Origin of the sequence: Nocardia farcinica (assembly GCF_029867845.1) — a bacterium.
In the GTDB taxonomy this organism is placed as follows: Bacteria; Actinomycetota; Actinomycetes; order Mycobacteriales; family Mycobacteriaceae; genus Nocardia; species Nocardia farcinica_A.
This window is the reverse complement of sequence record NZ_JARWRU010000293.1, coordinates 1-10485: the sequence shown is the minus strand read 5'-3', so window position 1 is coordinate 10485 and position 10485 is coordinate 1. Positions and strand designations below refer to the sequence as shown.

Annotated in this window: 12 protein-coding genes; 4 read left to right on the top strand and 8 right to left on the bottom strand. The window is 70.4% G+C overall.

Features of this window, described 5'->3' with window-relative positions; translation table 11 throughout:
* The first annotated feature begins 155 nt into the window (after positions 1 to 155).
* A complete protein-coding gene (locus QH283_RS06380; RefSeq protein WP_280502088.1) occupies positions 156 to 623 on the top strand; it encodes a hypothetical protein in 468 nt (155 codons plus the stop codon).
* A gap of 26 nt (positions 624 to 649) precedes the next feature.
* On the opposite strand, the gene QH283_RS06375 is transcribed toward QH283_RS06380, so the two are convergent.
* The 8 genes from QH283_RS06375 to QH283_RS06340 form a co-directional block, all read right to left on the bottom strand.
* On the bottom strand, positions 650 to 1516 hold the full coding sequence (locus tag QH283_RS06375; protein WP_280502087.1) for an alpha/beta fold hydrolase: 867 nt from the start codon (positions 1514 to 1516) through the stop codon (positions 650 to 652).
* A 9-nt stretch (positions 1517 to 1525) separates the two neighbouring features.
* A complete protein-coding gene (locus tag QH283_RS06370; RefSeq protein WP_280502086.1) occupies positions 1526 to 1987 on the bottom strand; it encodes a Rieske (2Fe-2S) protein in 462 nt (153 codons plus the stop codon).
* On the bottom strand, positions 1987 to 3129 hold the full coding sequence (locus QH283_RS06365) for an amidohydrolase family protein (protein WP_280502085.1): 1143 nt from the start codon (positions 3127 to 3129) through the stop codon (positions 1987 to 1989). Before QH283_RS06365 ends, QH283_RS06370 begins: the two co-directional genes overlap by 1 nt.
* Positions 3123 to 4220 carry an amidohydrolase family protein gene (locus tag QH283_RS06360; protein WP_280502084.1) on the bottom strand — a complete coding sequence of 366 codons (1098 nt, stop codon included), beginning with the start codon at positions 4218 to 4220 and terminating at the stop codon, positions 3123 to 3125. Before QH283_RS06360 ends, QH283_RS06365 begins: the two co-directional genes overlap by 7 nt.
* Complete coding sequence (locus tag QH283_RS06355) at positions 4220 to 5587, bottom strand: cytochrome P450 (RefSeq protein WP_280502083.1); 1368 nt, start codon at positions 5585 to 5587, stop codon at positions 4220 to 4222. Before QH283_RS06355 ends, QH283_RS06360 begins: the two co-directional genes overlap by 1 nt.
* Before the next feature lie 58 nt (positions 5588 to 5645).
* Positions 5646 to 5846 carry a ferredoxin gene (locus QH283_RS06350; RefSeq protein ID WP_280502082.1) on the bottom strand — a complete coding sequence of 67 codons (201 nt, stop codon included), beginning with the start codon at positions 5844 to 5846 and terminating at the stop codon, positions 5646 to 5648.
* 99 nt (positions 5847 to 5945) lie between these two features.
* A complete protein-coding gene (locus QH283_RS06345; protein ID WP_280502081.1) occupies positions 5946 to 6806 on the bottom strand; it encodes a mycofactocin-coupled SDR family oxidoreductase in 861 nt (286 codons plus the stop codon).
* A gap of 102 nt (positions 6807 to 6908) precedes the next feature.
* Positions 6909 to 7202 carry a hypothetical protein gene (locus tag QH283_RS06340; RefSeq protein ID WP_280502080.1) on the bottom strand — a complete coding sequence of 98 codons (294 nt, stop codon included), beginning with the start codon at positions 7200 to 7202 and terminating at the stop codon, positions 6909 to 6911.
* 110 nt (positions 7203 to 7312) lie between these two features.
* Between QH283_RS06340 and QH283_RS06335 the strand changes: the two genes are divergently transcribed.
* From QH283_RS06335 to QH283_RS06325, 3 genes are all read left to right on the top strand, one after another.
* Positions 7313 to 8947 carry an FAD-dependent oxidoreductase gene (locus tag QH283_RS06335; RefSeq protein WP_280502079.1) on the top strand — a complete coding sequence of 545 codons (1635 nt, stop codon included), beginning with the start codon at positions 7313 to 7315 and terminating at the stop codon, positions 8945 to 8947.
* 32 nt (positions 8948 to 8979) lie between these two features.
* Positions 8980 to 9867 carry an alpha/beta fold hydrolase gene (locus QH283_RS06330; protein ID WP_280502078.1) on the top strand — a complete coding sequence of 296 codons (888 nt, stop codon included), beginning with the start codon at positions 8980 to 8982 and terminating at the stop codon, positions 9865 to 9867.
* Positions 9868 to 9910: 43 nt separating this feature from the next.
* The coding region (locus QH283_RS06325) for an FAD-dependent monooxygenase (protein WP_280502077.1) at positions 9911 to 10485 on the top strand (575 nt) is incomplete at its 3' end.

Genomic DNA, 10485 nt, shown 5'->3' with positions numbered 1-10485 from the left:
GTGCGCAGCAGCCGCGGCGTGACACCGGGAGCGACACCCGTCCTCGGTGCGCCGGACGGCGCGGAATCATGATGCATGGCAACCCTTTCGATGATCCCGGCCGAGACGGGCCGAATCGGCCGGACCGGCACGTGCGGAGCGTTAGTGTCTCCGGCATGAGGACCGCGGTGCTGCGTATCGACGTCGACCCGGCGAGCGAGCTCACCGCCGCCCGGCGGGCCGGTGGGTTCGCCGCGCTGCGGGCCGAACTCGCGGCGCGGGGCGCACAATTGCTCGGCGACGTGAACGCGTCCGAACCGCCGCGTGAGGTGCAGATTCTGCTCGACACCGACGACGCGGACGCCGCGCTGGCCGCCCTGGTACGGGTGTGCGCGCGCGTCTTCGGCACCGCGCCCGCGCCCGGCGTCGTCACCCATGTCAGCCGGGGCACCGACGAGGACGCGCACGGCGTGCTCGCGGGCTTCGGGCTGTGCGGCGAGGTCACCCGCACGCTCGACGAGGAGGGTTTCGACATCGTGCACGTCCGTCTGCGCGCCGCCGACCTGCGCCGGGTGCCGGACAGCCGCGTCCACACCGCGCTGGAGGCCGCGCTCAACTGCGAGGTCCGCCTCCACATCGCCTGATCCGGCCCGCCGGGCGCCCCTGCCGCTCATCGGTCGAGGAACTCCAGGATGGCGGGCGCGGCCTGCACCCAGGTGTCGAACATGTTGAACCGCCGCACCCGTCCCAGCGCGCGATCGCGCATCGCCCGCTCCCAGGCGTCCTCCGGCCAGGGCGGGTCGATCAGCGTGGCGCCCGCGATCAGGCAGGAGATCTCCAGCGAGGTGCGTTTCGGATGGTCGAGATCGTTCGCCCCACCCCGGATGATCAGGGTCGGCACGGTGATCCGGTCGAACGCGTGATCGTCGACACCGGGAATGGTCTGGCCGGGTTTCGGCACGTAGGCGTCGAGCCAGCGCAGCGACAGCTTGACGAACTCGTCGGCGTCCAGGGCCAGCAGCCGCTGCTCGTTGGCGGGATTGGCGGCTATGCGCTCGCGCCATTCCCGTAGCCGCAGCAGTCCGGCCACACCCGCGCCGCGCACCACCTGGAGGCTGGGCAGGATGTAGTGGGCGCCCAGATTGAAGGTCCCGTAGGTGCCGCCGACGATGTTCCAGAGCACCAGCTTGGTCACCAGCCGCGGGTACTCGATGGCGGTGACGATCGAGTCGCGCGCCCCGCCGGAGCCGCCCGCCAGCACGCACGGGCCGAGACCGAGTCCGGTGACCAGACCGGCCAGGGTCTCGGCGCGCATGTGCGATTCGGTGCGTCCGTAGAACTGGACGTCGGAGGCGCCGCAGTTGGGCCGGTCCCACAGCAGCACCCGGCGCCCACCCGCCACCAGGGCCTCCGCCAGCGGGCGCAGCCCCGGGATGTCCATCCCATATCGGCCACCGGGGGTGAGCACGACGAGTTCGCCGCTGTCACCGAGGATCTCGTAGACGACCTCGCCGCCATTGATCGACAGTGCGGGCATCGGCGCTCCTCAGGCCTGCACGACGACGCTGTCGCCGACGACCCGCACCGGGTAGGTGCGGATGCTCCACTCCGGCTTGACCGCCGTCGTCCCGGTCGCCAGCTCGAAACCCCACTGGTGCCATGGGCAGTGGACGAACTCCTTGTCGCGCACCATCACCGCGTCGCCCGGCACGGACTCGTCCACCACGGTGCGGCCCCTGGTGCGGCCGGCACACAACGGCCCACCCTCGTGCGGGCAGTAGTTGGCGATGGCGTAGAAGGCGCCGCCCACGTTGTAGACGCCGACGCCGTGCCTGCCGATCGGCACCACCTTGTGCTCGCCGGGCGGGATCTCGTCCACCCGCGCCACCACGTGCTCGCGACCCTGCGCCAGCCGCGCCTGGCCGTCCTTGGCCGCCGTCCCCGGCGACGTCGCGCCCCCGCCCTGCGTGGCGGCCGAGGCGGGCCGGGCCTGCTCCGATCCGCACATCAGAGCACCCGCCGCTGGCCGGGAATCGCCGGCACCGTCTCCGGCAGGTGATAGGTCTCGATGCCGTTCCGATACATGACCTTGTCCCGCGCCGCGACCGGGAGGTGCTTGACCAGCCAGCGCGGGTCGTCGAAGGTCCAGTGCGGGTAATCCGAGGAGTACAGCAGGATCTTGTCCGCCTCCATCCACTCGAACGCCCGGGTGAGTTCGGTCTTGTCCTCCGGGTAGTCCAGCGGCTGGGTGGTGAACCTGATGTGCTCCTTGACGTACTCCGACGGCTTGCGCTTGATGGTCATCCACTGCTTGCGCGCGGCGTAGACGGCGTCCATCCGCCACATCAACGGCAGAATCCAGGTGAAGGCGTGCTCGACGAACACGATTCGCAGCGTGGGGAAGCGGTCGAAGACGCCGTCGAAGATCAGGCTCATGATCTGGTTCGCCGCCAGCAGCGAATAGGTGACCATGAAGTCGTGGTTGTAGCTGGGGAATCCGACCGGGGGCATGGGCATGGTCTCGTAGGCGCCGCGCCCGAGATGGCAGCTGACCACGATGTCGTGGCGGGTCGCGGCCTCCCAGATCGGGTAGTACTTCGGGTCGCCCCAGGCCGGGCGCGGCTCGGCCTTGATCAGGATCTGCGACATGTACGGATGCCCCGCCCAGTACTCGATCTCACGGACCGCGCCCGCCGGGTCGTCCACCGCCGCGCAGATGGAGCCGCGCCAGCGCTGGTGCCAATTGTTCTTCGAGTCCAGCCAGTGGCCGGCCAGCCAGTGGTTGATGCCGGTGGCCATGGCCTGGGTCGCCTCGGCAATCCTGGCCGCCTTCACGGTCGGTTCCAGGATCGCGATGTCCGAGCCTGCCTCCACGATCAGCTGCCGAAACGCCAATTCCGGTGAACTGCCCGGGAATTCGCCGTCCTCGGGGAAGGAGTCGACGCGCATCGCATAGGAGTGGGCGTAGTCGGGGGCGTCGTAGATGATGATCTCGCCCACCCGGTGACTGCGGAAATACGCGCTGCGGTACGGCTCGGGGATGTGTTCGACCAGTTCCCCGCGCCTCGGCACGGGATGGACGTCGGAGTCCACCACGCGCACCGCGATCTGCTCGGGCGCGGGGGAGCGGTGCTGTTCATGGGTCAGCATGGCCGTCCTCGTTTCGCGATGGGGACATCGATCCCGTACAGGCGCGCGGCATTGCCCCAGCACAGCTTGTCGCGCTGCTGCGGCGTCAGCGCGGCGGGCAGCGCGTCGACATCGGCGCAGTGCCAGTGCGGATAGCTGGAGCCGAACATGACCATGTCCTGTTTGCCGGTGAAATCCAGCCATTCCGCGGCGAATTCGGCCTCGCCCGGACCGTCGACGCTGTTGTGCACGAAGTACACGTGCCCGGGCAGATAGTCGCTGGGCATCCTCGGCGCCCACGGGGTCTGTTCGAGGTGCGGGCGGCCGAAGGTGTCCATCCGCCAGGTGAACGGGGTGAGCAGATCCGCGCCGCCGTCGGCCCAGACGAACCGCAACCGCTCGAAACGCTCGAACACGCCCTCGGCCAACATGTTCATCAGGTGGTAGAGATAGTTGAGCGACATGAAGCCGAAGTACTGCTCGTAGCCGCGGGTGTGCCCCGACGGCGTCGGCGGGAAGGCGATGGACTCGCCGGTCTCGACGTGCGCGGCCACCGGCAGCCCCGCCGCCGCGGCCGCCTCCCACAGCGGCCAGAACTGCGGCTTTCCGTACAGCTCGCGCGCCTGCAAGGGCACGCCGAGCTGCACCACCCTCGGGTGATCGCCCCAGCGCTCGATCTCGCGCAGCGCGCCCTGGATGTCCTCTGGGTTGACCCGGATGGTGCCGCGATACCGCGCGCCGTACTCGTCGTGCTCCAGCCATCGCGTCACCAGCATGTCGTTGTGCGCGGCCAGCACCGCCGAGGTCAGGTGCCGGTCCGGCAGGATGCCGCGCGTCATCGGATGCAGGACCGCCACGTCGACACCGCGCTCGCCGAACAACTGGTCGCCGGTGAACGACGGGTCGCTGCCCGGGCAGCGTTTGCCCGGCCCGCGCGTCCCGGCGGCGTACTCGCCACCGGGCGCGCCGTACCAGTCCATCTCGGCGTCCGGGATGCCGCGGCTGGCGAACGGCTCCCGCAGGAAGCCGCGCATGTCGCGGTTGGAGGCGAAGAAGATGTGCACGCTGGCGTCGACGACGGGCGTCCGCGTGCCGTCGGGATGCGTCCTCATCAGTCGATGCGGGCGATCTCGGGCCGCTCGGTCACCGGCGCGGCCAGCCCATGCTCGTCGCAGGCGCGCTGCAACTTCTCCAGCGTCTCGTCCAGCCCGGGGCCCCGCCGCTCACCCGGGGTGAAGGTGGCAGGCAGCTTCCGCATGCCCTGGATGACGCCGATGGTGTCGTAGTGCACCGTGCCCTCGGGATCGCACGCGTAGTCCGGCATCCGGTCGAGCACCGCGGTGACCATCGACTTGAACACCGTGCGCGCCACATTGGAGCCGATGCACCGGTGCACGCCGAGCCCGAAACTGAAGTGCCGGTTGCCCTTGCGGTCCAGCACGATGTCGTTCGGGTCGGGGAAGACCGACGGATCGCGATTGGCCATGGCCCACGACAGCCACAGCCGTTCGCCCTCGTGCAGCACCACCCCGTTGACCGGGCATTCGGCGGCGATGGTGCGGCCGTCGCCCGGAGCGGGGGTGAAATAGCGCAGGAATTCCTCGGTCGCCTGGTCCAGCAGCCAGTCCCGCTCCGCGCTGAGCAGCTCGCGCTGGTCGGGATGCTGCGACAGCCACTCCAGCGAGTGCGCGGTCAACGCGGTGGTGGTGTCGAAGCCGCCGCCGATGATGAGCCCGAGCATGCCGAGCAGTTCCAGATCGGGCGCGGGCTCGCCGTCGATGCGCAGATCCACCAGCGCCTTCACCAGACCGGGCCGCGGCCGTTCCTTGACCTCCACCAGGGTGGTCAGCAGGTCGAGCCCCATCTGCCGGTGCATCTCGGCGACCCGTGGCGCGTCCGGCGAGCTCTCCGGGGTGTAGACCGCCGCGTGCACCGGCTCGCTGTAGAGCGACCACTTCTCCAGCGGGATGCCGAGCATGGCCAGGGTGAGCACCGCGGGCACCACATTGGCCAGGTCGTCGACGAAATCGATGTGCCCCGACTCGATCTTCTCGTCCAGGGCCGCGCGGGTCACCTCGTCGATGAACGGCACCCACCGGCGCACGGCCGCGGGGGAGAGATAGGGATTGAGCACCGCGCGGTACTGGCGGTGCTCGGGATCGTCCATCTCCAGCATGCCGCCGCGCACCAGCGCGGCCCGTTGCGCCGTCGGGATGGAGATGCCCTTGTAGCCCTTGCGGACTCCGTTGACGTCGTGGTCGTTGGAGACGTGCGGACTGCGGGCCAGCTCGAAGACCACGTCCGCGCCCGCGGCAACCCAGTGGCCGTCGTAGGTGTCGGTCCAGGCGAGCGGGCACTTGGCGTGCATCTCCTGGGTGATCTCCTCGAACCGTTCCCGGTATTCGGGGGTGTGCCGGTCGAAGTGGTAGGCGAGACTGTTCTTCTGGTCCTGGTCGGCGACCCGGTCGTCGGTGGTCACGGCATCTGTTCCTCTGGGCTGGGGGATTCGGCGCGCGTTGCCGGCTCGAGCAGCCGTGTCAGCTCTGCTCGAGCAGGGTGATCGCGCGTTCGGGGCAGGAGCGGGCTGCCTCGCGCACCTTCTCCTCCTGACCGGGCGCGACATCCTCGGACGCCGGGGTGGCGTGGCCGTCGATGTCGCTGAGTTCGAAGGCATCGGGCGCGTTGATGGCGCAGAGGGTGTGGCCCTGGCAGCGTTGCGGATCGACTCTGACCTTCACGGGAGTTTCCTTCACGAAAGAGGGGAGCGGCGGCGCCGGAAGCGGCTGGGGGACCGGGCGGGCAGGCGTCCGGCGCGCCGCGGTCGGTGGGGAAGCCGATCAGATGTGGTAGTCGTACCACTTCAGATAGCCGCCGCCGTCGACCCGGACCTGAAGGCCGGTGACGTAGCGGGCTTCGTCGGAGGCGAGGAAGACGATCGCGTTGCTGATGTCCTCGGGCTCGACGTAGCGGATCGGCATGGCCTGCTGCACGGCGAACACCGGCTCGGCGTCGGCGCGGGTCGGGTGCTCGAGGTCGGGGCGGAAGGAGCGGTACATCGGCTCGCTCTGCAGCATCGGGGTGTTGCAGTTGGTCGGGTGCACCACATTGGCGCGGATGCCGCGCGGGGCGAGCTGGCGGCCGAGCTCGTAGACGTAGGCGGTGAGGGCGCGCTTGGAGTGCACGTAGGCCATGCCGCCCGGGTCTTTGCCCGGCTGGTCGACCTTGTTGATGTCGATCAGGGAGGCGGTCGAGCCGGTGGCGATGATCGATGCGCCCTCGGTCAGGTGCGGCAGCGACACCTGGATGGCGTTGATCGTGCCGATCAGATTGGTGTTGATGACATCGGTCCAGGCCTGCAGGGCGGGTTCGCCCTTCATGCCCGCGATGCCTGCCTGCGCCACCACGATGTCGAGCTTGCCGAGCTCGGCGATGCCCGCCTCCAGCGCGGTCTTCAGCTGGTCTGCCGCACGCACGTCGGCCTTGGCGGTGTAGACGCGTCTGCCCGCCTCGGCGACGAGTTTCGCGGTCTCCTCCAGGTCCTCCGGCGTGGCCAGCGCGTAGCCGACGGTGTCGATGTTCTCGCACAGGTCGACGGCGATGATGTCGGCGCCTTCCTCGGCGAGTCGCACTGCGTGACTGCGGCCCTGCCCGCGCGCCGCGCCGGTGATGAACGCGACCTTGCCCTCCACACGTCCCACAGCTGCTCCTTCCTTCGGAAAATCCTCCACAAGAACAATCCTTGCGTTGAATGAGAACGGTACTCTCCGCTTGGTGGGCTCGCAAGGAAACCGAACTCCCTCTCAGTCGGAAATGTCCGAATCTGCCTGCGTCATCGTCGAGAACGGCATTCCCGTCAGGTGATGCGCGCGAAGTCGGCCGTGCGGCGATCCGTTCCCGGCGAACAGTGTGCGCGTCGCGCCGGCGCCCTCCGTTGCGGCGGCGAGAACGGCGCGGGCGGGGCCGAGGAGGTGCTCGCCCCGCTGCTCGTCGTCGCCGCCGAGGCGGCGGTGTCCGGCGCCTGTTCCGGCGAGATCGTCGGCGCGGTGCCGCGTCCGGTCTCGGTGCGGCGTTGCCGGCGATTGTCGTCGTTCCATTGCGACACCCAGTTTCAGAGAATAACATTCTCTCTATTGGACAATGAAAATCTCGCAGGTGGTTCTGTCGCTCGGCGGGTCCGGGCCGGTGCGGCGGTAAGGAGCGTGCAGTGCCTGAGCAGTGGGATTCCGTGGGGCAGTGGGATTCCGCCGTCGACGTGGTGGTGCTCGGAAGCGGCGCGGCCGGTCTGGCCGCCGCGCTGACCGCCGCCGTACGCGGGGCGAGCGTCGCGGTATACGAGAAGGCGGACACCGTCGGCGGCACCAGCGCCGTCTCCGGCGGCATCGCCTGGATCCCGGCCCACGACCGCGCCGCCGAACCGCTGCCGGTCGAGGACGCGATGGCCTACCTGCGGGCGCAGTCGCACGGGGTGATGGACGAGGCGCTGGTGCGCACCTTCGTCGAAACCGGCCCCGCGATGCTCGATTTCGTGGAGGCGCACAGCGCGGTCCGCTTCGCGATCGCCGACGGCTTCCCCGACTACAAGCCGGAACTGCCCGGTGGCAGACCAGGCGGCGGCCGTTCGCTCGGCCCGGCCGCGGTCGATCTCGCGAGCCTGGGCCAGTGGCGCGAGCGCATCACCACCTTCCCCGCCGACTGGAGCAATGTCGGCTTCGACGCCGAGACCCGCGCCCGGCTCAAGGCCACCATCGGTGACGACGCCGAAGATCCCTGCGTGGCGGGCGCCGCGCTGATCGCCGGGCTGCTGCGCGGCGTACTCGACCACGGTGTCACGCCCGTCACCGGCGCCCGCGCGGTGGAGCTGCTGGCCGACGGCCGCGTGATCACCGGCGTGCGGATCGCCACGGCCGCGGGCGAACTGCGCGTCCGCGCGCGCAACGGCGTCGTGCTGGCCACCGGCGGCTTCGAATGGGACGAGACCCTGGTGCAGACCTATCTGCGCGGGCCGATGCGCGGTCCGGTCTCCCCGCCCGGCAACACCGGCGACGGCCTGCGAATGGCGATGGCGCACGGCGCGGAGCTGGGCACCATGAGCGAGGCGTGGTGGGTGCCGGTGGTGCGCATCCCCGGCGACACCATCGCCGGGCACCCGCGCAGCCGCAGCGTGCGGCTGGAACGCACCCGCCCGCGCAGCATCATGGTGAACCGGGCGGGGCGCCGCTTCGTCAACGAGGCGGGCGAATACAACTCGATGGCCGGCGCCTTCCACTACCTCGACCCCGCACACGGCTATGTCAACGACCCGGCCTGGATGGTGTTCGACGCGATCCACCTGCGCCGGTACGGATTCCTCGGCGTCGAGCCGGGCGGCGAGGCGCCGGACTGGTTCAACGAGTCGGCGAGCCTGCGCGCGCTGGCCGACACGGTGGGCATCGACCCCGACGGCCTGAGCGCCACCGTCGACCGGTGGAACCGCAACGTGGAGCGGGGCGCCGACCCCGACTACGGCCGGGGCGCCAGCGCCTACGACGGCTACTGGGGCGACCAGGACGCCGACACCCTCGCGGGCAAGACCCTCGGTCCGCTCACCACCGCCCCCTACTTCGCGGTCCCGGTCACGGTGGGCGCCATGGGCACCAAGGGCGGCCCGCGCACCGACCGGGACGGCCGGGTGCGGCACGTCGACGGCTCGCTCATCCCCGGCCTGTTCGCCGCGGGCAACGCGATGGCGGGCGTGACCGGCCGGGCCTACGGCGGCGCGGGCGGCACCATCGGGCCCGCCATGGTGTGGGGCCTGCGGGCAGGCCACACCGCCGCCACCGGCAAATCGCTGGACTCCTGACCGACGAACACGAGCGAGGACGGATCGAGACGGTGGCCGGAGCGCGAACCCCCGAGTACGAGAGCATATGGACCGACCTGCAGGGCGTGGCCTTCGAGCAGGGATATCTGGACGCCGGAGGGGTGCGCACCAGATACCTGCACGCGGGTTCGGCAGAACTGCCGACGCTGGTGCTGCTGCACGGCTCCGGCGGGCACGCCGAAGCCTACGTGCGCAACCTGGCCACGCACGCCGAGCACTTCTCCACCTGGGCGATCGACATGCTCGGCCACGGTTACACCGGCAGGCCAGGCCACCCGCTAGAGATCACCCACTACGTCGCTCACCTGACCGCCTTCCTCGACGCCATCGGCGCCGAGAAAGTCTGTCTGAGCGGCGAATCGCTCGGCGGCTGGGTCGCCGCCCGCGCCGCCGTCGACCATCCCGGCCGCGTCGACCGGCTGGTGCTCAACACCGCCGGCGGCTCCCAGGCCGACCCGGAGGTCATGCGGCGCATCCTCACCCTGTCCATGGCCGCGGCCGCCGAACCCACCTGGGAGACGGTGCGGGCCAGGATCAGATGGCTGATGGCCGACAAGTCCAAGGGCTACGACGACATCGTCGCCAGCAGGCAGCGCATCTACCGGCAGCCGGGCTTCGTCGACGCCATGCGCGACATCATGGCCTTGCAGGACCCGGTGATCCGCGCGCGCAATCTGCTCGGCGCCGAGGACTACGGCCGCATCACCGCTCCCACGCTGGTGCTGTGGACCAGCGACGACCCGACCGCCGATGTCGCCGAGGGCAGGCGGATCGCCTCGATGATTCCCGGCGCGCGCTTCGAGCTCATGACCGGCTGCGGCCACTGGCCGCAGTACGAGGACGCCAAGACCTTCGACGCCCTGCACCTGGGCTTCCTGCTGGAGGGGCGCGATGCCTGAACACGGCGCGATCTCTGAACACGGCGCGCTTTCCGAACACGGCATGAAATCCGAAAGCCACGGCGCGACAGCAGATGTCGATGTCCTGCTGGTCGGCGCGGGTCCGGTCGGCCTCACCCTGGCCAACACCCTCGGCCTGCACGGCGTGCGCACCCTGGTGGTGGAGGAACGCCCGACGCTGATCGACTACCCGCGCGGCGTCGGCATCGACGACGAATCGCTGCGCACCTTCCAGTCCATCGGCGTGATCGACCGCGTGCTGCCGCACACGACCCCGAACCAGATCATGCGCTTCGTCGACGCCGACCGCCGCCTGCTGGCCGAGATCGCCCCCACCGACACCTCGTTCGGCTGGCCCAAGCGCAACGGCTTCGTGCAACCGCTGGTCGACGCCGAGCTGCTCGACGCGCTCGACCGGTTCGACAGCGTCGAGGTGCGCTGGGGCACGGCCATGACCGCCTGCCGCGACACCGGCGAGCACGTCGAGGTCGACCTCGCCACCGTCGCGGGGGGGGGGGGGGGGGGGGGGGGGGGCGGCGGGGGGGGGGGGGGGGGGGGGGCGGGCCCCCCCCCCCGCCCCGGGGGGGGGGGGGGGGGGGGCGCCCCCCCCCCCCCCCC